The organism is Sphaerotilus uruguayifluvii, assembly GCF_013294065.1.
Classification (GTDB): Bacteria; Pseudomonadota; Gammaproteobacteria; order Burkholderiales; family Burkholderiaceae_C; genus Sphaerotilus; species Sphaerotilus uruguayifluvii.
The window spans coordinates 65120-87329 of record NZ_JABSNM010000017.1; the positions used below are offsets into that span (position 1 = coordinate 65120).

Here is a 22210-nt window from a genome sequence, read left to right on the forward strand (position 1 = left end):
GAATCGATCCGGGAAAACCTTAATTTTTGATCCCCAGACTGAAGGAAAACCGAACGTCACGGAGGATCAAACTGGAAAATACGGCAACCCTGGAGTATCGCCGAGTCCATCCGGGCATCGGAACGCTTCGTATCCTCTGTGCCGCCGCGGCGCTGCTGGCCGCCACCGGCACAGCCCGCGCCTTCGGTCTGGACGAGGTGGCCGAGCAGGCCCGCGCGCTGGCGCTGCAGCCCTGGCGCGACGCGCCGCCCAGCCGCCACCGCGCGCTGCTCGACCTGAGCTACGACGACTACCGCGACATCCGTTTCCGCCCGGAGCAGGCCCTGTGGCAGGACCGGCCCTTCGAGCTGATGTTCTTCCATGCCGGACGGGGCTTCTCGCAGCCGCTGCAGATCGAGGAGATCGACGCACAGGGCCGGGTGCAGCCGCTGCAGGTGCCGGCCTCCGCCTTCGACTACGGCCGCAATGCCGCGAAGCTGCCGGCGCTGATGCGCCCGGGCGCGGCGGCCGAGGTCGCGGGCTTTCGACTGCACACCGCGCTGAACCGTCCGGACTACCGCGACGAGCTGATCGTCTTCCTGGGCGCGAGCTATTTCCGCGCGCTGGGGGCTGGCCAGCAGTACGGCCTGTCGGCCCGCGGCCTGGCGGTGGACACCACCGGCGGCCAGGGCGAGGAATTTCCGCGCTTCGACCGCTTCTGGCTCGAGAAGCCCGCGCCCGATGCGACGCGCATGACGCTCTATGCGCGCCTGGTCGGGCCGCGCGTGACCGGCGCCTACCGCTTCGACATCACGCCGGGCCGCCGCCCCGAAGGCACGACCCGGGTGGACGTGCAGGCGCGGCTCTTCCTGCGCGGCCGCGTCGCCACGCTGGGGCTGGCGCCGCTGACCAGCATGTTCCTGTCCGGCGAGAACCAGCCGCGCCCCGGCGACTTCCGCCCCGAAGTGCATGACTCCGACGGCCTGCAGATCCTGACCGGCCGCGGCGAGTGGATCTGGCGGCCGCTGAACAACCCGCGCGCCGGCGCCTTCGTCACCTCCTTCCGGCTCGACGGGCCGCAGGCGCTGCGCGGCTTCGGCCTGCTGCAGCGCGACCGCCGGTTCGCCAGCTACGAGGACTTGGAGGCGCACTACGAGCGCCGCCCGAGCGCCTGGGTCGAGCCGCGCGGCGACTGGGGCCCCGGCCGCGTCGAGCTGCTGCAGTTCCAGACGCCCGACGAGACGCACGACAACATCGCCGCCTACTGGGTGCCCGAGACGCTGCCGGCGCCGGGCACGCCGCTGCAGCCGATCGATCTGGCCTACACGCTGCACTGGTTCGGCGAGCAGCCGCCGGCGCGCCCGGGCGGCTGGACGGTGCAGACCCGCCGCGGTCACGGCTACGACACCGCGCAGGGCGACGAGCTGCAGTTCCATGTCGACTTCGCCGGTCCGGCGCTGGACGCGGTGCGCACCGGCGCCGGCGCCGAGCCGGTGCGCCCGCAGGTCGAGGCCCTGGCCAATGCCCGCATCCGCGAGGTGCGGGTCCAGCCGCACCCGCAGGCGGGCGGACAGGCCGGTGGACAGACGCCGGGCTGGCGCATGACGCTGCGCGTCGAGCGCCTGCAGGCCGACCGCCCGGTCGAGCTGCGCGGCTACCTGATGCAGGGCCGCGACGTGCTGACCGAGACCTGGAGCCTGGCGCTGCCGCCGGAGGGAGAACAGAAAAGATGAAGAAGCACTTCAGGGCATCCGCCATGCCGGCGCTGGTGCGCGGCCACATGACGCCGCAGCCGTGGCAGGGCTGGCGCGCCAGACGCGCCGGGCCGACGCACGGGCCCCGTGACGAGGCCCCGCCACCGCGCTGGCAGGCCGCGGCACGGCGTCGGCGCGGCGCGCTCGGCCTGGCCATGCTGGCGGTCACGCTGCTGGCGCTGGGCCTGCAGTGGTCGCAGCATCCGCCCGCCGAGATGAGCGCGGCCGAGCTGGTGCGCTCGGCGCTGCTGGCGCTGCTGTTCGCCTGGGTCTCGGCCGGCTTCGTGACCGCGCTGATGGGCTGGCGCCGGCTGCTGGCGGGGGACGCGCAGGCGCTGTCGGCGCCGGCCGGCACCCTGCCGGACCCGGCGGCGCGCACCGCCATCGTCATGCCGATCTGCAACGAGGACGTGGACTCGGTCTTCGCCGGCCTGCGCGCCACCGCCGAATCGCTGGCGCTGACCGGGCGCGGCGCGGGCTTCGAGTTCTTCGTGCTGTCGGACACCCGCGACGCGGGGCTGCTGGCCGACGAGCAGCAGGCCTGGCAGCGCCTGGCCGCGCATGCGCGCGAGCACGACCTGCCGCCGGTGCACTACCGCTGGCGCCGGCGCCGCAGCGGCCGCAAGGCCGGCAACGTCGCCGACTTCTGCCGCCGCTGGGGCCGCGCCTTCCGCTACATGGTGGTGCTCGACGCCGACAGCGTGATGAGCGGACGCTGCCTGACGCGGCTGGTCGAGCTGATGGAGGCGCATCCGCAGGTCGGCATCGCCCAGACCGCGCCGGTGGGCTGCGGCCACCAGAGCCTGCACGCCCGCGCGCAGCAGTACGCCAGCCGGGTGCTCGGCCGGCTCTATGTGCACGGCCTGCAGTTCTGGCAGCTCGGCGACTCGCACTACTGGGGCCACAACGCCATCCTGCGCGTCGAGCCCTTCATGAAGCACTGCGCGCTGGCGCGGCTGCCCGGACGGGGCGGCCTCTCGGGCGAGATCCTGTCGCACGACTTCGTCGAGGCGGCGCTGATGCGCCGCGCCGGCTTCGAGGTCTGGCTGGTGCCCGAGCTCGACGGCAGCTACGAGCAGCTCCCCGGCGACCTGCTCGACGAGCTGCAGCGCGACCGCCGCTGGTGCCAGGGCAATCTGCAGAACGCCCGCCTGATCGCCGAGCCGGGGCTGCGCCCGGTGCACCGCGCGCTCTTCGCCACCGGCGCGATGTCCTACCTGAGCGCACCGCTGTGGCTGGCCTATGTGGTGCTCGGACTGGTCGACGGCCGCGCGCTGCAGCCTGGCGCCGGAGCGGAGGTCGGCACCGTCGGCCTGTGGCTGATGACCGGCGTCATGCTGCTGCTGCCGCGCCTGCTGGGCGTGCTGGCGGTCTGGCAGCGCGGCGAGACGGCGGCCTTCGGCGGCCGGCGCGCGCTGCTGGGCGGCGCGCTGCTCGAGGCGCTGCTGGCCACGCTGCAGGCGCCGGTGCGCATGGTCGCGCACACGCTGTTCGTGCTGGTCGCGCTGGCCGGATGGAAGCTGGAATGGAAGTCGCCGCTGCGCCAGAGCCATCATGTCGGCTGGCGCGAGGCCTGGCAGCGCCTGGGACCGTGGACGCTGGGCGCCACCGCGCTGACCGCCGTGCTGGCGCTGGCCGAACCGGCCATGGCGCTGCGGCTGGCGCTGCTGACGGTGCCGCTGATGCTGGCGGTGCCGCTGGTGGTGGCCACCAGCCATGCCGCGCCGGGCCGCTGGCTCGGTCGCCTCGGCCTGTGGCATGTGCCGCAGGAGCAGCGCCCGCCGCGGGTGCTGCGCCGCTCGGCCGGTCTGCAGGGCCTGCGGCTGTCGTCGGCGCTGCGCACCCTGCCCCGCCACGCCGCCGGCGCGCTGGGCACGCCGCTGCCGCGCCGCGCCGCCTACGGCCTGAGCCGCCTGCCGGCGCTGGCGCTGGGCCTGCCGATGCTGGCCGTGGCGCTGGGCACGCCGGCCACCAGCGAGCTGCCGCGCCCGGCCCCCGCGCCGGTGCTCATGCCCGAGCCCGCGCCGGTCGTGTCGGCGCAGATCGGCGCGGCCGCCGAGCTGCGCCGCCTCGACCTGGCGATGATGAAGGACGGCAGCCGCCCCCGGCGGCCCGCCCGGAGGCATCGCGCCGGCTGAGTCGCGGTCTCACTCGGACAGGCGGTAGATCGGCAGCACCGAGGCGCCGCTGCTGTCGGTCATCTGCACGGTGGCCGATCTGCCGTCCGCCGCCACCGTGAGCTGGAGGCTGCGGACATCGCTCGTGCCGGCGCAGCCGTTCGTGTCGAGCGACAGCGTGGTGACCAGCACACCGGTGGTGGCGTTCCAGGCATAGGTGCCCGCCTCGATCCCGGCACCGCCGCAGCTGGCGTGCGTGGCCGACCCCAGGTCGCCGACGGGGTCGATCATCATGAAGCGCCCCCCCGAGGTGAACCAGAACTGCTGCGTCCCCGTGGGCGAGCCCAGCGCCCAGACGCCGGTGATCGGCGACGATCCGGACAGGCTGTCCTGGACCCGTGTCAGTTTCCTGAGCCCGTCGGCCAGGGCCGACTGTCCGTCGGCGGACAGCGTGAGGGTCGCCTGGCCCGAGCCCGGAGTCGCCCCGGAGCCCGTGCCGGCGCAACCATTGGTGTCGAGCGCCAGCGTGGTGCGCAGCGCACCCGAGCTCGCATCCCAGGCATAGGTTCCGGATTCCAGGCCCGGGCCGCCGCAGCCGGCACGACCGGCAGCGGCCGCCTCATCGTCGCCGACCGGATCGATCATCAGGAAGCGCCCGCCCGAGGTGAACCAGAACTGCTGGCCGCTCAGGTGCGACGAGTCCACGGACCATGCCGCCCACAGGCCGACGATCGAGTGGCCGGAGCCGGACGGGGACGCTGCGGCCTCCCCGCCGCCGCCACCGCACCCTGACAGGGCGGCGGCGAGCAGCAGCGCTGCCGCTCCCGTGACGCGACGAAACGCGCGACAACCGGACTTCTTCATCAGACTCTCCCTCTGCGGAAGGCCCTGATGTCCGGCTGGACAGGATCGGACAGGCTGCTTCCGCACTGTCCATCCTCATGATGGCCGGCGGGTGCCCGGCGGCCATGATCTGCCGCAAGGCAGCCGGCCGACCCGCCTCAGACGCCCGGCAGCCGGTGCTCGCGGAACATCTCGCGCAGCCGGGCCTTGAGCATCTTGCCGGTGGCGGTGTGCGGGATCTCGTCGACGAAGACCACGTCGTCGGGGATCTGCCACTTCGCGATGCGGCCTTCGTAGAAGTCCAGCACCTGCTCGCGGCTCAGCTCGCGGCCGGGCTTGCGCACCACCACCAGCAGCGGGCGCTCGTCCCACTTCGGGTGATGGCAGGCGATCGCGGCGGCCTCCAGCACGTCGGGATGCGCCATCGCGATGTTCTCCAGCTCGATCGAGCTGATCCACTCGCCGCCGGACTTGATCACGTCCTTGCTGCGGTCGGTGATCAGCATGAAGCCGTCGGCGTCGATCGAGGCGACATCGCCGGTCGGGAACCAGGCCTTGCCGCCGATCTGCTGCAGCGGCGACTCGTCGCGGCCGTGGTAGCCGCTGACCACCCAGTGGCCGCGCACCAGCAGGTCGCCGGTGGTATGACCGTCCCAGGGCTGGGGCTCGCCGCTGGCGCCGACGATCTCCATGTCGATGCCGTAGAGGCTGCGGCCCTGCTTCTCGAGCAGCCGGTGCTGCTCCTCGAGCGGCAGCTCGCGGTGCTTGGCCTTGAGCTTGGACAGCGAGCCCAGCGGCGACAGCTCGGTCATGCCCCAGGCATGGATGACCTCCAGCCCGTAGTCGTTCTCCAGCGTGCGCATCATCGCCGGCGGGCAGGCCGAGCCGCCGATGACGGTGCGCTTCAGGGTCGAGAGCCGCAGGCCCTTCTGCTTCATGTGGTTGATGACGCCCAGCCAGATGGTCGGCACGCCGGCGCTGAAGGTCACCTTCTCGCTCTCGAAGAGCTCGTGCAGCGACTTGCCGTCCAGGTGCGGGCCGGGGAAGACCAGCTTGGCGCCGACCAGCGGCGCGCTGTACGGCAGGCCCCAGGCGTTGACGTGGAACATCGGCACGACCGGCAGGATCGAGTCCGAGGCCGAGCAGTCCATCGCGTCGGGCAGCGCCGAGGCCCAGGCATGCAGCACGGTCGAGCGGTGGCTGTAGACGGCGCCCTTGGGATTGCCGGTCGTGCCCGAGGTGTAGCAGATGCACGCGGCCGTGTGCTCGTCGAACTCGGGCCAGACGTAGTCGCCGTTCTCGGCCTCGACCAGCTCCTCGTAGCACAGCAGGTTCGGGATCTTGGTCTCGGCCGGCATGTGCGCGCGGTCGGTCAGCAGCACGAAGTGGCGCACGCCGGTCAGGTGCGGCGCGAGCTTCTCGACCAGCGGCAGGAAGGTCAGCTCGAAGCACAGCACCTGGTCCTGCGCGTCGGCGACGATCCAGGCGATCTGCTCCGGAAAGAGCCGCGGGTTGATGGTGTGGCAGACACGCTGCGAGCCCGAGATGCCGTAGTACAGCTCGAAGTGGCGGTAGCCGTTCCAGGCCAGCGTGCCGATCCGGTCCCCCACCCCGCAGCCCAGCCGCTCGATCGCCTGGGCGACCTTGCGGCTGCGCAGCTCCGCATCCTTGTAGGTGTAGCGGTGCAGGTCGCCCTCGACACGGCGGGAGACGATCTCGGTGTCGCCGGAATGGCGGGCCGCATGGACCAGCAGCGACGAGATCATCAGCGGCATCGTCATCATGCGCGCGGCCAGCGCGCCGGCGGGGGTCTTCGAGGAAGTTTCTTGGGTCATGCTCATGTCGGTCTCTCCACGGTGCAGTCGTGGCCCGGGAGCGCTCGCACAGCGTCACCGGGAAGCCACTTCAGGGGCATGACCCGCATGAATGTCGTCCGAATGACCATCTGGCGTCGATCCCGAGGCGCGGCCACAAGCATGGACTCCCGAGGGGGTATCGCGATGTCCCTCGGGTGACAGGCGGTGTGGCCCCTGTCCTACACTGCGCCGCATGAATGCCGACCACGCCCGCGAAAGACAGGAGCTCGATCCCTCTTCATTGACATGGATCAACCGCCATGCGCGCCTGCAGGCCCCGTTCGCCACGCCGCAGGCCGGCGAGGCGCTGCCGGCGCCGCACTGGATCGCCACCAGCGACGCGGCGGCCGCCGAGCTGGGCTGGCCGGCCGACTGGTGGCAGGCGCCGGGCGCGCTCGAGGCCTTCTCGGCCGGCACGCCCTGGCCGGGCATGGCGCCGGTGGCCACCGTCTACAGCGGCCACCAGTTCGGCCAGTGGGCCGGCCAGCTCGGCGACGGCCGCGCGCTGCTGCTCGGCGAGGTCGACACGCCCGCCGGCCCGCGCGAGATCCAGCTCAAGGGCAGCGGCCGCACGCCCTATTCGCGCCGGGGCGACGGCCGCGCGGTGCTGCGCTCGTCGATCCGCGAGTTCCTGTGCTCGGAGGCGATGCACGCTCTGGGCATCCCGACCACGCGTGCGCTGGCGCTGATCGGCTCGTCCCTGCCGGTGCGTCGCGAGCGGGTCGAGACCGGCGCGATCGTCGTGCGCACCGCGCCGAGCTTCCTGCGCTTCGGCCATTTCGAGCACTTCTGCCATCACGCCCGTGCCGGCGACCACCGCGCGCTGCAGCAGCTGCTCGACTTCGTCATCGAGCACCACCATCCTGCCTGCCGCGAGGCGGAATTCCCCGCGGTGGCGATGCTGGCGGAGATCGCCCGGCGCACCGCCGAGATGATCGCCGCCTGGCAGTCGGTGGGCTTCTGCCACGGCGTGATGAACACCGACAACCTCTCCGTCCTGGGCCTGACGATCGACTACGGCCCCTTCGGCTTCCTCGACGGCTTCGACCCGCAGCACATCTGCAACCACTCCGACCACCAGGGCCGCTACGCCTTCGCGCAGCAGCCGCAGATCGCCTGGTGGAACCTGCACGCGCTGGCGCAGGCGCTGGTGCCGCTGGCCGGCAGCGTGCCCGAGGAGGCGGCCGAGCGGCTCGGCGAGGCGCTGGGCGCCTATCCGGACACGCTGCAGGCGGCGATGGGCCGGCGCCTGTTCGCCAAGCTCGGCCTGACGACGCACCAGGACGGCGACCGCGAGCTGCTCGACGACCTGATGCGCGAGATGGCGCGCTACCGCGCCGACCACACGCTGGTCTGGCGCCGGCTGGCCGATCAGCGCGCCGACGGCGGCGCGCCCGCCACGCCCGAGCCCGCGCGCGATCTCTTCGTCGACATCGCCGCCTTCGATGCGTGGGCGGTGCGCTATGCCGCGCGGCTGCGTGCCGAGGGCAGCGTCGACGCCGAGCGGCGCGAGCGCATGAACGCGGTCAACCCGCGCTTCGTGCTGCGCAACCACCTGGCCGAGATCGCGATCCAGCGCGCCGAGCGCGGCGACTTCTCCGAGGTGCAGCGGCTGCTCGCGGTGCTGTCGCGCCCCTTCGACGAGCAGCCCGAGCACGCCGACTGCGCCGCGCTGCCGCCCGACTGGGCGCAGACGCTGGCCGTGTCGTGCTCGTCCTGAGGTCCGCAGTCGACCCGCGACACCGTGAACGATTTCACGGCCACTCTCCCGTGGACAGGCGGGAATCCGGTCCTCCACCTTCGTTAGACTCCGGGGTGGCCCGCCCCGCGGGCGGGCCGTCCTCCGACCCGCCGTACCCCGCCCGATGAAGATCCTGCTCGACTTCCTGCCGATCGTCCTGTTCTTCCTGACCTTCAACCAGGCCGAGAAGCGCCCGGACGAGGCAGCCACGCTGGCCACCGACTGGTTCGGCTTCATGATCTCGGGCGGCGCCGTCGGCCCCAAGGAGGCGCCGGTGCTGCTGGCGACGATCGTCGTCATCCTGGCCACCGTGCTGCAGGTGGTCTACCTGAAGCTGCGCGGCCAGAAGGTCGACACGATGCTGTGGATCAGCCTCGGGCTGGTCACGGTGATGGGCGGCGCCACCATCTACTTCCACAGCGAGACCTTCATCAAGTGGAAGCCCAGCGTGCTGTACTGGGTGATGGCCGCGGCCTTCTGGCTCAGCCCGATCCTGTCGGGCCGCAACCTGCTGAAGATGATGATGGGCGAGCAGATCGAGCTGCCCGCCTTCGCCTGGCGCAACCTGAACCTGGCCTGGATCGCGTTCTTCAGCGTGATGGGCGTGCTCAACCTCTGGATCGCCTACACCTACGACACCAGCACCTGGGTGACCTTCAAGTCCTTCGGCGGCATGGGCCTGATGCTGGTGTTCATGGTCGCGCAGGGCGTCTACCTGAGCCGACACCTCAAGCCGGTCGAGAGCGACGAGACCCGCTGACGCCGGCAACGACCCGACAAGGACCCGAGAAGGACCCGAGAAGGACCCGAGAAGGACCCGAGAAGGACCCGAGAAGGACCCTCCCCATGCATGCACCGAAAGTCCCCGTCGCCGCCATCGAGCAGGCGCTGCGCGAGGCGCTGGCCCCCGAATCGCTGCAGGTCATCGACGAGAGCCACCTGCACGCGGGCCACGCCGGCGCCTCGTCCGGCGGACATTACCGGGTGCTGATCCGCAGCCCGCGCTTTGCCGGATCGAGCCGGATTGCCCGTCATCGCCTCGTGTATGATGCCCTCGCCGCGCTGATCCCCCAGGGCATCCATGCCCTGGCCATCGAGGCCGAAGCAGCCTGAGCGGCGTCGTCGCCGGGCCGCTCGATCTCCTCGGGCGCGTGCAGCCGGCGCCGGCTGCGCGATCACCGCGCCACCCGGGGCCGGACCTGCCTCCCTTCCGCTAGCTTCCCGTTCGCTGAACAAAGGTCCCCCATTCCATGAAGAAGCTCTCGACTGCCGTGTCCGCCGTCGCCCTCGCCGCGGCGCTGCTGCCGGCACTGGCCTCGGCCCAGAACATCGCCATCGTCAACGGCAAGGCGGTGCCGAAGGCCCGCTTCGAATCGTTCATGACGCAGATCACCAAGCAAGGCGGCCAGCAGCGCACGCCCGAGCTGGAGCAGCAGGTCAAGGACGAGCTGGTGCTGCGCGAGATCTTCGTGCAGGAAGCCGAGCGTCGCGGCCTGCAGCGCAGCGAGGAATACAAGTCGCAGATGGAAGTCGCGCGCCAGAGCCTGCTGATCCGCGAGCTGTTCAACGACTACCAGGCCAAGAACGCCGTCAGCGACGACGAGCTCAAGGCCGAGTACGAGAAGATCAAGTCGGCCAACAGCGGCAGCGAGTACCGCGCGCGCCACATCCTGGTCGAGTCCGAGGACCTGGCCAAGTCGCTGATCGCGCAGCTCAAGGGCGGCGCGAGCTTCGCCGAGCTGGCCAAGGCCAACTCGAAGGATCCGGGCTCGGCGCCCAACGGCGGCGACCTCGACTGGGCCTCGCCGGGCAACTACGTGCCCGAGTTCTCGCAGGCGATGACGCAGCTGCAGAAGGGCAAGTTCACCGAGACCCCGGTGAAGAGCCAGTTCGGCTACCACATCATCCTGCTGGAAGACACCCGCACCGCCACCTTTCCGTCCTTCGACGAAGTCAAGCCGCAGCTGGCGCAGCGCGCGCAGCAGCAGAAGCTGGCCAAGTTCCGCGACGACCTGCGCAACAAGGCGCGCACCGACTACAAGTTCGGCGCCCAGTGATCGGCTGACCTCAGCCGCAGCGTCGCGCGCAGGCCGCCCAGCTCCGGCGAGCGGTCCAGCGTGACGCTGCCGCCGTGCAGCCGGGCCAGCTCGTCGACGATCGACAGGCCCAGCCCGCTGCCCGGCACCTGCTCGTCGGCGCGCACGCCGCGCGCGAGCACCCGGGTGCAGCTGTCCTCGTCCAGCCCCGGTCCGTCGTCCTCGACGACGATGCACAGCACCGGCTCCTGCGCCGCGCCGCCCCTCGCGCCGGTCGTCTCGACCCGCGCCGACGTGCGCACCGACGTCCTCGCCCACTTGCAGGCGTTGTCGAGCAGGTTGCCGACCATCTCCTGAAGATCCTGCGCCTCGCCGGCGAACTGCAGCCCGGCCGCCGCGGCCTCGGCGCAGCGGTCGTCGAGGTCCAGGTGCCGCGCCGCATGGATGCGCTCGACGACACGCACCAGGCCGGCGACCACCGGCGCGATCGCCGCGCGCTGGCCCGGCATGCCGCCGGCGCCGGATGCCGCCAGCCGCGCCCGCGCCAGATGCCGGTCGACCTCGCGCCGGGCCTGCGCGACCTGCTCCTCGATCAGCGGCGCCAGCGAATCGGCCGAGCGCGGATCGGCCGCGGCCGCCGCCAGCACCGCCAGCGGCGTGCGGATCGCGTGCGCCAGATTGCCCGCCTGCGTGCGCGCGCGCTCGACCACCCGCGCGTGACGCTCGAGCACCGCGTCGAAGTCGCCCACCAGCGGCGCGAGCTCGGCCGGCAGCGCCTGGTCCCCGCCGAGGCGGTGACGCCGCCCGGCGCGCAGATCGGCCAGCGCCTGCTGCAGCCGGCGCAGCGGCGCCAGCCCCAGGTGCACCTGCGCCAGCGCCGCCGCGGCCAGCAGCACCGCCAGCACGCCCAGCGACAGCGCAAGCGTGCGCACGAAGTCGCCGATCGCCGCATCGAGCTCGGCGGTGTCCTGCGCGACCCGCAGCATCCAGACCCGCTCCGGCCGCTCGGCGGTGCGCACCGCGCGCTCGACGACGCGCAGCCGCACGCCGCCCGGACCGCGGGTCTCGTGCACATGCACGCCGCCGTCGGGCGCCACGTCGGCCGGCACCGCCAGCGCCTCGTCCCACAGCGAGCGCGAGCGGCGCCGCACCGGCGCCGCGGTGCCGCCCTCGCCCGGGCCGTCGATCTGCCAGTACAGGCCGGAATAGGGCGTCTGCCAGCGCGGATCGGCCGGCGGCGGGCGCAGCGCCGGGCCGCCGGGCGCCTCCGGATCGAAGGCGGCGGTCAGCCCGTCGAGCTGCACCCGCAGCGCCGCCTCGAACTGGCGCTCGGCCTGCTGGCGGAACAGGTCGGCCAGCACCACGCCGGCCAGCAGCAGCGCCACCACGATGCCGCCCAGCGTCAGCCCGAGCAGCCGCCAGCGCAGCGACAGGGAGGCCGCCGCGGCGTTCATGGTGCCGGCGCGCCCTCGCCCAGCCGGTAGCCCAGGCCGCGCACCGTCTCGATCAGCGCGGCCGGGATCTTGCGGCGCAGCCGGCCGATGAAGACCTCGATGGTGTTGGAGTCGCGATCGAAGTCCTGCGCGTAGATGTGCTCGGTGAGCTCGGCGCGCGAGACGATGCGGCCCGGGTGGTGCATCAGATAGGCCAGCACCTTGAACTCGTGGCTGGTCAGCGTCACCGGCATGCCCTCGACGCTGACCCGGCCGCTGACGGTGTCGAGCTGCAGCGGGCCGCAGCTCAGCAGCGGCGACGCATGCCCGCCGCTGCGCCGGATCAGCGCGCGCAGCCGCGCCAGCAGCTCCTCGACATGGAAGGGCTTGGCCAGGTAGTCGTCGGCTCCGGCGTCGATGCCGGCCACCTTCTCGTGCCACTGGTCGCGCGCCGTCAGGATCAGCACCGGCATGCGCCGCCCGGCGGCGCGCCAGCGCCGCAGCACCGTCAGCCCGTCGAGACCGGGCAGTCCGAGATCGAGCACGATCGCGTCGAAATCATCGACCTCGCCGCGGTGCAGCGCGTCATGGCCGTCATGGCTGAGGTCTACCGCATAGCCGGCCTCGGTCAGCACCCGCTCGAGCCGGGCGGCCAGTGCCTTCTCGTCCTCGACCAGCAGCAGGCGCATGGTGTCGTCTCCTTCTCGGTTTCTCAGTCGTCTTCGTGTCGGCCGGGGGCGGAGGCGGCCAGCGCCGCGCCGTTGCGGGCGTCGACGCGCAGCTTGCGCATCACGCCGCCGGGCTGCAGCAGCCTGAGCTCGTAGATCCAGCGCGGTCCGCGGCGCTCGAGCTCGACCTCCAGCACGCGCGTGCCCGGCGCCTCGCGCTCGACCCGGGCCAGGATCTCGCGCAGCGGCAGGATCTGGCCGGCCTCGACCGCCGCGCGGGCGCGCTCATGGTCGTCGCGATCGCCCGCCGGCGCGGCCGGCGCGACCAGCAGCAGCGCAGCGGCCAGCACCGGCAGGACGCGGGCCGCCACGGACCGCAGGAGGATCGACGCCGGAAACATGCCCGCATTGTCCGCGGCGCTGCATGAACCGCAGGTGAACGGCCGGTTCAGGCCGCGTACAGCGACGGCTTTCGAGAATGCACCGCATGACGACGACGCCCGCCTCCCTGCCTCCGCCCCGCCCCTCGCGCCGGAACCTGCACCCGAACCTGCGCCGGAATCGGCCCCCGCTCCCGGCCGGCGCGCTGGCGCTGCTGCTGGCCGCGACCGGCCTCGCCCCGGCGGCGCAGGCCGGCGACACCAGCGCCGCCGCGCAGCTGCAGCGCTGGAGCGCCGAGGCCGGCGCGCCCGGCCAGGCCGAGCGCGGCCGGCTCTTCTTCACCCGAACGCATGGCGGCGAATGGTCCTGCGCCTCCTGCCACGGCAACCCGCCGACCGGCGAGGGCCGCCATGCCGCCACCGCGAAGACGATCGCGCCGCTGGCGCCGGCGGCCAACCCGCGCGCCTTCACCGACGGCGCCCGCACCGACAAATGGTTCCGCCGCAACTGCAAGGACGTGCTGAGCCGCGAATGCTCGCCCCAAGAAAAGGCCGACGTGCTCGCCTACCTGGTCGCGCTGCCGGTTCGGCCCTGACCACGCCCGGACGCCCTGTCTCCCCCTTTCGGTTTCCCTTTCGGATCGACGACGATGAAGACGCCTCCCTCCCTTCCCGGCGGCCTGCCGCTGGCCCTGGCCCTGGCGCTGCTGTGCGCGCCCGCGGCGCGGGCCGACGATGACGAGCATGGCGGCCGCGCCTCGCGCGTGCCGATGCTGGCGGCCTACCGGCAGGAATGCGCCTCCTGCCACATCGCCTACCCGCCCGGCCTGCTGCCGGCGGCATCCTGGCAGCGGCTGATGAAGGGGCTGGAGCGCCATTTCGGCACCGATGCCTCGCTCGACGCCGAGTCGGCAGCGCTGATCACGCGCTGGCTGAGCGCCAACGCCGGCACCGGCCGGCGCAGCGCCGGCACGCCGCCGCCCGAGGACCGCATCACCCGCAGCAGCTGGTTCGTGCACGAGCACGACGAGGTCGCGCCGTCGGTCTGGAAGCGCGCCAGCGTGCGCAGCCCGGCCAACTGCGCCGCCTGCCATGTCGGTGCCGAGCAGGGCCGCTTCGACGAACACGCACTGCGCATCCCGAAATGAGGTTTCCCCGATGAGCGCCTTTCCCCTCGCCGGCCGTCATGTCACCGATGCGGCGGTCCGCTCCTTCCACTGGATGTTCGCGCTGGCCTTCGCCGGCGCCTGGCTCACCGCCGAGTCCGAGCGCTGGCGGCTGGTGCATGTGACGCTGGGCTACACGCTGGCCGGGCTGCTGGCGTTCCGGCTGCTGTGGGGGTGGCTCGGGCCGCGACCGGCGCGGCTGTCGGTGCTGGCACGCAAGCTCGGCGGCCTGCCGGGCTGGCTCGACGGCCTGCGCGCCGGCCGGCCGAACTGGCGTCAGGCGCAGAACCTGCTGATGGCGCTGACGATCGCGCTGCTGCTGCTCGCCGTGCTGCCGCTGACGCTGAGCGGCTTCGCCGCCGATCAGGACTGGGGCGGCGGCGTGCTCGGCGAAGCGCTCGAGGAGCTGCACGAAGGGGCCGCCAACGCGATGCTGGCGCTGGTGCTGCTGCACCTGGGCCTGATCGCGGTCCTGAGCGGACTGCGCGGCAGCTTCCTGGCCCGGCTGATGCTGACCGGCCGGGTGCCCGGCCCCGGGCCGGATCTGCTGAGCCGGCGCCAGAGGATCACGGCCGCCCTGGCAGCGACCGTGATGGCGATCGCGGTGATCGCCTTCTGGGGCTGGCAGTGGACTCAGACCTTGGCGGCCACCCAGCCCTGAACGCTGGCCAGCGCCTCGGTCAGCTTCGACGGGTCGGTGCCGCCGGCCATGGCCATGTCCGGCTTGCCGCCGCCCTTGCCGCCGACCTGGCCGGCGACGAAGTTGACCAGCTCGCCGGCCTTGACGCGGCCGATGCTGTCGGCGGTCACGCCGGCGGCAATCTGCACCTTGGCGCCGTCGACCGCGGCCAGCACGATGGCGGCGGTCTTGAGCTTGTTCTTCAGCTGGTCCATGGTCGTGCGCAGCGTCGCGGCATCCGCCCCTTCCAGGCGCGCGGCCAGCACCTTCATGCCGCCCACGTCCACCGCCTGCGCCACCAGCGAGTCACCCTGGCTGGAAGCCAGCTTGCCCTTGAGCGCGGCGACTTCCTTCTCCAGCGCGCGCAGCTGCTCCTGCAGGCCGCCGACACGGGCCTCGACCTCGGTCGGCGCGGCCTTCAGCGCGCCGGCCACGCCGTTGACGGTGGCCTCCAGCGACTGCAGATAGGCCAGCGCGCCCTCGCCCGTCACCGCCTCGATGCGGCGCACGCCGGCGGCCACGCCGGATTCCGCGACGATCTTGAACAGGCCGATGTCGCCGGTCGCCTTGACGTGCGTTCCGCCGCACAGCTCCTGCGTGCTGCCGATGCTCAGCACGCGCACCGTCTCGCCGTACTTCTCGCCGAACAGCATCATCGCGCCGGTCTTCTGCGCGTCGTCGATCGACATCAGCTGCGCGACGGTGCCGGCGTTGCCGAGGATCTCGGCGTTGACGATCGCCTCGATCTGGCGGATCTGCGCGTCGGTCACCGGCGCGTTGTGCGCGAAGTCGAAGCGGGTGCGCTCCGGCGTGACCAGCGAACCCTTCTGCTGCACATGCGTGCCCAGCACCTCGCGCAGCGCCTTGTGCATCAGGTGGGTGGCGCTGTGGTTGCGCACGATGCGCGCGCGGCGCTCGGCGTCGACCTTGGCCACGAACACGTCGCCAACCTTCACCGTGCCCTCGACGACGCGGCCCTGGTGGCCGAACACGTCGGCCTGGATCTTCATCGTGTCGTCGACGACGACGCGGGTCGTGCCGTTGCGCAGCTCGCCCGAGTCGCCGACCTGGCCGCCGGACTCGGCATAGAACGGGGTGTGGTCGAGCACGACCACCGCATCGTCGCCGGCGCCCGCCGACTCGACCTGCGTGCCGTCGACATAGACCGCGACCACCTTCGAGGTCTCGCAGACCAGGTGCTCGTAGCCGTGGAAGGCGGTGGCCACGCCGTCATAGGCCAGGCCCGCGGCCATCTTGAACTTGCCGGCGGCGCGCGCCTGCTCGCGCTGGCGGTTCATCGCCGCCTCGAAGCCGTCCTGGTCGACCGTCACGCCGCGCTCGCGGCAGACGTCGGCCGTCAGGTCGACCGGGAAGCCGTAGGTGTCGTGCAGCTGAAATGCAACGTCGCCGCTCAGAACCTTGGGAAGGTTGCCAAAGTCGGGGATAGCTTTCTGAATGAGTTCAAGTTTCTCCGCGACCACAGCAGAACGTCCTACTGCCGTGTGCTCCATCTTGAACAGAGCTGACTCCAGGATCTCCATGCCGTTGGCGATGGTCTGGAAGAAGCGCTCCTCCTCGGTCTTCAGCACCGCGAAGATGCGGTTGGCGCTCTGGCGCAGCTCCGGATAGGCGTCGCCCATCTCGACCGCCAGCGGGTGCACCAGCGTGTGGAAGAACGGCGCGCGCGCGCCGAGCTTGTAGCCGTGGCGGATCGCGCGGCGGGCGATGCGGCGCAGCACGTAGCCGCGGCCCTCGTTGCTCGGGATCACGCCGTCGGCGATGGTGAAGGAGCAGGCGCGGATGTGGTCGGCGATGACCTTCAGGCTCGGGCTGGCCGCGTCGCAGCCGGCGAAGCCGTCGGTCACGCCGGCGGCGAAGTCGACCGCGTTCTTGGCCGCGGCCAGCAGCTTCACGAACAGGTCGATCTCGTAGTTCGAGTGCACATGCTGCAGCACCGCGGCGATGCGCTCCAGGCCCATGCCGGTGTCGACCGACGGCTTGGGCAGCGGGTGCATCACGCCGTCTTCCGTGCGGTTGAACTGCATGAAGACGTTGTTCCAGATCTCGATGTAGCGGTCGCCGTCTTCATCCGGGCTGCCCGGAGGGCCGCCGGCCACGTCCGGGCCGTGGTCGTAGAAGATCTCGGTGCACGGGCCGCAGGGGCCGGTGTCGCCCATCATCCAGAAGTTGTCGGACATGTAGCGGCCGCCCTTGTTGTCGCCGATGCGCACGATGCGCTCGGCCGGCACGCCCACCACCTTGTTCCAGATGTCATAGGCCTCGTCGTCCTCGGAGTAGACGGTGACCCAGAGCTTGTCCTTGGGCAGCTTGAAGTGCTCGGTCAGCAGCTCCCACGCGAACGAGATCGCGTCGCGCTTGAAGTAGTCGCCGAACGAGAAGTTGCCCAGCATCTCGAAGAACGTGTGGTGGCGCGCGGTGTAGCCCACGTTGTCGAGGTCGTTGTGCTTGCCGCCGGCGCGGATGCACTTCTGCGAGGTGGTGGCGCGGCTGTAGGGACGCTTGTCGAAGCCCAGGAACACGTCCTTGAACTGGTTCATCCCGGCGTTGGTGAACAGCAGCGTCGGGTCGTCGCCCGGCACGACCGGGCTGGAGGCGACGATCTGGTGGCCCTTCGACTCGAAGAACTTCAGGAAGGTGGAACGGATTTCGGAGGCTTTCATCCTTGGGCTTTCGACGGCTGGCCGGGTGGCCTGGGGTGAGCGGAGCAAAGTTTTCGATTATAGAAGTTCGCCCTCGGGGCGGTCGCCGGAGTCGCCGCCGTCACGACCGCCGGCGCGGATGCGCTCGGCCAGGAAGTCGAACAGGCGCTCCTCGCCGCAGAAGGCGACGTTGAAGCGGATCCAGGCGGTGGACTGCATCGTGGCGGTGAACAGGTGGCCGGGGCCGAGCATGATGTCGCTCTCGGCGGCCTGGTTGGAGAGCGCGCCGGCGTCGGGCAGCTGCGGATGGCGCGCCCACAGGAACATGCCGGCCTTCGGCTCCGAGAAGATCTCGAAGCCCAGGCGCGCCAGCCGGCCCGCGACCCGCTGGTGAGCCTCGGCCAGGCGGTCGCGCAGCGCCTTCAGGTGCTTGCGCCAGCGCCCCTCGGTCAGCGCGCCGTAGACCAGCCGCTCGCTGAACTCCGACGAGGTCAGGCCCGAGATCATCTTCAGCTGCGCCAGGTCCTCGATCAGGTCCGGGTGCGCCACCAGATAGCCCACCCGCAGGTTGGGCGAGATGGTCTTGGAGTAGCTGCCGACGTAGATCACCCGCGAAAGCTGGTCCAGGCTGGCCAGCGACGGGCGCGGCTCCGGATCCAGATCGACATAGATGTCGTTCTCGACGACCAGGAAGTCATGCTTCTCGGCCAGCTGCAGCACCCGGTGCAGGTGCGCGAGCTGCGCGGTCGAGCCGGTCGGGCTCTGCAGGCGCGGCTGGGTGAAGAAGACCTTGGGGCGGTGCTCGATGATGAGCTTCTCGAGCGTGGGCAGGTCGTAGCCGTGCGGCGTGCGCGGCACGCCCACCAGCTTCGCCCCCGCGAAGCGCAGCGAGAACAGCAGGTTGGCGTAGCCGGGATCGTCGACCAGCACCGCGTCGCCGGCGCGCACCAGCCGGCGCGCGGCCAGGTCGAGCGCCTGGCTGGAGCCCTGCGTCAGCAGCACCTGCTCGGGCGCGATGGCGATCTCCTGCTCGGCCATCGCGTCGCGGATGAACTCGCGCAGCGCCGGAAAGCCCTTGGGGTCGCCGTAGCCGCCCAGGTCGATGCTGTCGGCCGCCAGCGCGCGCAGGCTGCGCCGCACGCCGTCCTCGAACAGCCACTCGTGCGGCAGCCAGCCGCAGCCGGCCTTCATCGACAGGTGGCGGTTCTCGAAGATCTTGCGCAGATACCAGGCCGAATCGAAGCTGTAGCCGCCGCCGGGCACGCCAGGCGGGCCGGACTCGCGGTTCTCGACCGCCGCGCGCTTGCGCACGAAGAAGCCCGAATGCGGCCGCGAGACCAGGTAGCCGAGCGCGACCAGGCGGTCGTAGGCCTCGACGACGGTGAAGACGCTGACCTCGTGCGCATGGGCGAACTGGCGGATCGAGGGCACCTTGGTGCCGGCACGCAGGGACCCGTCGTCGATCAGGCGGCGCAGGCCGTCGACGATCTGGGTGACGAGCGGAATGGAGGACTGGGGCTGGAGGGTGAACATGGCTGCCGCCAAGTCTAGCGCCGTGTCGTCGCCCGCTCGCCACGGCTGTACCGGTGCTGGAACCTGCACAGTGCGCAAGCCGAGCCCGCGCGCTGTACATGGTCCGTGCCCGGGCCCGCCCCTAGAGTCGAAGCCTCCGATTCCCGACCCCGACTCACTCTGCCAGGACCCTCCCCGATGCAACGCGAACCGAACCTGACCAACGCCGCCCTGATGGCCCGCCGCCGCGCCGCCCTGCCCGCCGGGCTGGGCCAGGCCCACGAAGTCTTCGTCGACCGGGCCGAGAACGCCGAGGTCTGGGATGTCGAGGGCCGTCGCCTGATCGACTTCGCCGGCGGCATCGCGGTGCTGAACACCGGCCACCGCCACCCGGCGCTGGTCGAGGCGGTCAAGGCCCAGCTCGACCGCGTCACGCACACCTGCTTCCAGGTGCTGGCCTACGAGCCCTATGTCGAGCTGGCCGAGCGCCTGAACACGATGGCGCCGGGCGCCTTCGCGAAGAAGAGCTTCTTCATGACCACCGGCGCCGAGGCGGTCGAGAACGCGGTCAAGGTCGCGCGCGCCTACACCAAGCGCTCGGCCGTCATCGCCTTCGGCGGCGGCTTCCACGGTCGCACGATGATGGGCATGGCGCTGACCGGCAAGGTCGTGCCGTACAAGGTCGGCTTCGGTCCCTTCCCGGCCGAGGTCTACCACGCCAAGTTCCCCTGCGCGCTGCACGGCGTGAGCACCGCCGACGCGATGGCCTCGATCGAGGCGCTGTTCAAGTACGACGTCGAGCCCTCGCGCGTCGCCGCGATCATCCTGGAGCCGGTGCAGGGCGAAGGCGGCTTCTATGAAGCCCCGATCGACTTCGTCAAGGCGCTGCGCGAGCTGTGCGACCGCCACGGCATCCTGCTGATCGCCGACGAGGTGCAGACCGGCGCCGGCCGCACCGGCCGCTGGCTGGCCTGCGAAAGCTGGTTCGAGCAGGCGGGCGTGGCGCCGGACATCATCACGATGGCCAAGTCGCTGGGCGGCGGCTTCCCGCTGTCGGCGATCATCGGCCGCGCCGAGGTGATGGACGCGCCGGCCCCGGGCGGCCTTGGCGGCACCTACTCCGGCAACCCGCTGGCCTGCACCGCGGCGCTGGCGGTGATCGAGACCTTCGAGAAGGAAAGCCTGCTCGCGCGCAGCCAGGCGGTGGGCGAACGCCTGAAGGCCGGCCTGAAGCAGATCGCCGAGCGCCACAGCGCGATCGGCGACATCCGCGGCCCCGGCGCGATGATCGCCATCGAGCTGTTCACCGACGGCGACCTGGCCCGCCCGGACGCCGACCGCACCCGCCGCATCGTCGCGGAAGCCCTGCGCCGCGGCCTGATCCTGCTGTCGTGCGGCGTGTACGCCAATGTCATCCGCATCCTGGTGCCGCTGACCGCCTCCGATGCGGTGCTCGACGAAGGCCTGGCGGTGCTGTCGGACTGCTTCGACGCGACGGCCTGACGGTCCAGGGGATCGCGTGGGTGCCCGCCTTCGCGGGCATGACGGCAATGGATGGGCATGACGGAGACGGATTACGCGTCATCCTCGCGAAGGCGAGGACCCACGAAGCCCCACAGCCCATCCCCGTTTCATCCATCCTCTCGCTCTCGCCCTCCTCCTCGCCCGACAACCCCGAGGCCGGCAAAAGCGCTTTTCTTGGTCAAGACTGCCGGCGGAGCCGGAAGGCTCTGGATTGGTTCAGCCATGCCTGAGTGAGTTGCGTGGCTTGAATCTTGACGATTTGCAAACCGCTTAGCTGTTAGTATTTAAAATGATCCAAAAGGGCGGCAACTCGGACCTGTTCCAGACCGGCACAGCGGCGGCGACACCCCGGCACGCTGTCAACTTTCTGCAACATGGCGTGGGGGACGGAAAAAATTTTCTGCCCCTCGCCTGGGCCTGATGGCGCGCATCGGTGCGGATTTCGTGCGTTTCCGCCGCGTCGTAAACGATTGCTATGAGGCTTCGCCGTGTCCGGGCCTCTTTTCGGGGCATGCACCGCACCAGTGCCAGACATGCCGCACCGCTCTTGAACAGAGGGCAAGTCTGTACAGGCAGCACCGCCTGCACAGTGCGTCGGAACCGGGCCCTGTCTGTGCATGTTGTCGCGACAAGCCCCCTCCTACAGTCCGGGCGTCCTGCAGCACGGACCCCTTCTTGTCCGCCGCGCCCCGCGTCGAGCCTTTCCCGATCCACACCCGAGCACCCGAAGACGATGAGCAACCCTGCCCTGGTTCAATTCAAAGGCGTCCAGAAGACCTATGACGGCCTGAGTCTGGTGGTGCGCAACCTCGATCTGGACATCCGCCGCGGCGAGTTCCTGTCGCTGCTGGGCCCGTCGGGTTCGGGCAAGACGACCACGCTGATGATGCTGGCCGGCTTCGAGTCGCCGACCGCCGGCGAGATCCTGCTCGACGGCCGGCCGATCACGAAGACGCCGCCGCACAAGCGCAACTTCGGCATGGTGTTCCAGAACTACGCGCTGTTCCCGCACATGACGGTGGCGGCCAACGTGGCCTATCCGCTGACGGTGCGCAAGGTGCCGAAGGCCGACATCGACAAGCGCGTGGCGCGTGCGCTCGACATGGTCCAGCTCGGCGGCAAGGGCGACCGCTTTCCCTCGCAGCTCTCCGGCGGCCAGCAGCAGCGCGTGGCGCTGGCACGCGCGCTGGTGTTCGAGCCGCAGCTGGTGCTGATGGACGAGCCGCTGGGCGCGCTCGACAAGCAGCTGCGCGAGCACATGCAGATCGAGCTGAAGGAGCTGCACCGCCAGCTCGGCGTGACCTTCGTCTACGTCACGCACGACCAGGGCGAGGCGCTGACGATGAGCGACCGCGTCGCGGTCTTCAACGACGGCCTGATCCAGCAGATCGACATCGTCGACCGCCTCTACGAGACGCCGTCGAACCGCTTCGTGGCCGGCTTCGTCGGCGACAGCACGGTGCTGGAGGGCACGCTCGGTGCCGACGACCACCACGGCCGCTGCGAGCTGGTGCTGCCCACCGGCGAGCGCCTGGCCGGCGTCAACGTCAACCAGGTCCAGCCCGGCAGCCGCGTGACCGCATCGGTCCGCCCGGAGCGCATCGAGGCGATGCTGACCCAGCCGGCGGCCAACGACAACATCATCCAGGCCGCGATCAACGACGTCATCTACTTCGGCGACCACCTGCGCCTGCGCTGCGCGGTGGCCGGCCAGGCCCAGGCCACCGTCAAGGTGCCGCTGGGCGACCAGGCGCCGCAGGCCGGCCAGCCGGTGTGGCTGCGCATCGCGCCGCAGTTCCTGCGCGTCTACGCCTGATCACGCCCGATCGGCCGCACCCTCTTTCCTTCCTGTCTCTTCCGGT

At 71.2% G+C, this 22210-nt stretch carries 18 protein-coding genes; 11 read left to right on the forward strand and 7 right to left on the reverse strand.

Annotation, left to right across the window (positions count from 1 at the left end; translation table 11 throughout):
• The first annotated feature begins 197 nt into the window (after positions 1–197).
• Positions 198–1712, forward strand: coding sequence for a glucan biosynthesis protein G (locus HNQ01_RS16965; RefSeq protein WP_434801521.1), 1515 nt, complete (start codon positions 198–200; stop codon positions 1710–1712).
• Positions 1709–3871 (forward strand): glucans biosynthesis glucosyltransferase MdoH, encoded by a 2163-nt coding sequence (gene mdoH / locus HNQ01_RS16970; protein WP_173806607.1) that lies wholly within the window; start codon positions 1709–1711, stop codon positions 3869–3871. The genes HNQ01_RS16965 and mdoH overlap by 4 nt, the downstream gene beginning before the upstream one ends.
• Before the next feature lie 9 nt (positions 3872–3880).
• On the opposite strand, the gene HNQ01_RS16975 is transcribed toward mdoH, so the two are convergent.
• Together HNQ01_RS16975 and HNQ01_RS16980 are read right to left on the reverse strand one after the other, a co-directional pair.
• Positions 3881–4714, reverse strand: a complete 834-nt coding sequence (locus HNQ01_RS16975; protein ID WP_173806608.1) for a hypothetical protein — start codon at positions 4712–4714, stop codon at positions 3881–3883.
• A gap of 137 nt (positions 4715–4851) precedes the next feature.
• Positions 4852–6534, reverse strand: a complete 1683-nt coding sequence (locus HNQ01_RS16980) for a 3-(methylthio)propionyl-CoA ligase (protein ID WP_286180919.1) — start codon at positions 6532–6534, stop codon at positions 4852–4854.
• A 208-nt stretch (positions 6535–6742) separates the two neighbouring features.
• Here HNQ01_RS16980 and HNQ01_RS16985 point away from each other — a divergent pair, with 208 nt between their 5' ends.
• The 4 genes from HNQ01_RS16985 to HNQ01_RS17000 all read left to right on the forward strand — a co-directional run bounded on the left by HNQ01_RS16985 (position 6743) and on the right by HNQ01_RS17000 (position 10347).
• Positions 6743–8269 (forward strand): protein adenylyltransferase SelO, encoded by a 1527-nt coding sequence (locus tag HNQ01_RS16985; protein WP_173806609.1) that lies wholly within the window; start codon positions 6743–6745, stop codon positions 8267–8269.
• Between the two features lie 145 nt (positions 8270–8414).
• Positions 8415–9050 carry a septation protein A gene (locus tag HNQ01_RS16990; RefSeq protein ID WP_173806610.1) on the forward strand — a complete coding sequence of 212 codons (636 nt, stop codon included), beginning with the start codon at positions 8415–8417 and terminating at the stop codon, positions 9048–9050.
• Positions 9051–9136: 86 nt separating this feature from the next.
• The gene (locus tag HNQ01_RS16995; RefSeq protein WP_173806611.1) at positions 9137–9403 is read left to right on the forward strand and encodes a BolA family protein; all 267 of its coding nucleotides are present in this window, start codon (positions 9137–9139) and stop codon (positions 9401–9403) included.
• 137 nt (positions 9404–9540) lie between these two features.
• A complete protein-coding gene (locus HNQ01_RS17000; protein WP_173806612.1) occupies positions 9541–10347 on the forward strand; it encodes a peptidylprolyl isomerase in 807 nt (268 codons plus the stop codon).
• On the opposite strand, the gene HNQ01_RS17005 is transcribed toward HNQ01_RS17000, so the two are convergent.
• The 3 genes from HNQ01_RS17005 to HNQ01_RS17015 are packed head-to-tail and all read right to left on the reverse strand — an operon-like array spanning position 10326 to position 12798.
• A complete protein-coding gene (locus HNQ01_RS17005) occupies positions 10326–11780 on the reverse strand; it encodes a sensor histidine kinase (RefSeq protein ID WP_173806613.1) in 1455 nt (484 codons plus the stop codon). The genes HNQ01_RS17000 and HNQ01_RS17005 overlap by 22 nt on opposite strands.
• Positions 11777–12448, reverse strand: a complete 672-nt coding sequence (locus tag HNQ01_RS17010) for a response regulator transcription factor (RefSeq protein ID WP_173806614.1) — start codon at positions 12446–12448, stop codon at positions 11777–11779. Before HNQ01_RS17010 ends, HNQ01_RS17005 begins: the two co-directional genes overlap by 4 nt.
• Positions 12449–12471: 23 nt before the next feature.
• Complete coding sequence (locus HNQ01_RS17015; RefSeq protein WP_353621730.1) at positions 12472–12798, reverse strand: PepSY domain-containing protein; 327 nt, start codon at positions 12796–12798, stop codon at positions 12472–12474.
• A gap of 116 nt (positions 12799–12914) precedes the next feature.
• On the opposite strand from HNQ01_RS17015, the gene HNQ01_RS17020 reads away from it, so the two are divergent.
• The 3 genes from HNQ01_RS17020 to HNQ01_RS17030 are packed head-to-tail and all read left to right on the forward strand — an operon-like array spanning position 12915 to position 14634.
• Entirely contained in the window at positions 12915–13403 is a 489-nt protein-coding gene (locus HNQ01_RS17020) for a DUF1924 domain-containing protein (RefSeq protein ID WP_173806616.1), read from the forward strand.
• A 54-nt stretch (positions 13404–13457) separates the two neighbouring features.
• Positions 13458–13955, forward strand: a complete 498-nt coding sequence (locus HNQ01_RS17025) for a diheme cytochrome c (protein WP_173806617.1) — start codon at positions 13458–13460, stop codon at positions 13953–13955.
• A 10-nt stretch (positions 13956–13965) separates the two neighbouring features.
• On the forward strand, positions 13966–14634 hold the full coding sequence (locus HNQ01_RS17030) for a cytochrome b/b6 domain-containing protein (RefSeq protein ID WP_173806618.1): 669 nt from the start codon (positions 13966–13968) through the stop codon (positions 14632–14634).
• Here the strand turns inward: HNQ01_RS17030 and alaS are convergent.
• Both alaS and HNQ01_RS17040 read right to left on the reverse strand, forming a co-directional pair.
• Positions 14607–17333 (reverse strand): alanine--tRNA ligase, encoded by a 2727-nt coding sequence (gene alaS, locus HNQ01_RS17035; RefSeq protein WP_173806619.1) that lies wholly within the window; start codon positions 17331–17333, stop codon positions 14607–14609. The two genes, HNQ01_RS17030 and alaS, sit on opposite strands and share 28 nt — an antisense overlap.
• A 57-nt stretch (positions 17334–17390) precedes the next feature.
• Positions 17391–18845: an aminotransferase-like domain-containing protein gene (locus tag HNQ01_RS17040; protein ID WP_173806620.1), complete on the reverse strand. Its 1455-nt coding sequence runs from the start codon at positions 18843–18845 to the stop codon at positions 17391–17393.
• 177 nt (positions 18846–19022) lie between these two features.
• Between HNQ01_RS17040 and gabT the strand changes: the two genes are divergently transcribed.
• Together gabT and HNQ01_RS17050 are read left to right on the forward strand one after the other, a co-directional pair.
• Positions 19023–20327: a 4-aminobutyrate--2-oxoglutarate transaminase gene (gabT, locus tag HNQ01_RS17045; RefSeq protein ID WP_173806621.1), complete on the forward strand. Its 1305-nt coding sequence runs from the start codon at positions 19023–19025 to the stop codon at positions 20325–20327.
• A 754-nt stretch (positions 20328–21081) separates the two neighbouring features.
• Complete coding sequence (locus HNQ01_RS17050; RefSeq protein ID WP_173806622.1) at positions 21082–22164, forward strand: ABC transporter ATP-binding protein; 1083 nt, start codon at positions 21082–21084, stop codon at positions 22162–22164.
• The last annotated feature ends 46 nt before the right edge of the window (positions 22165–22210 follow it).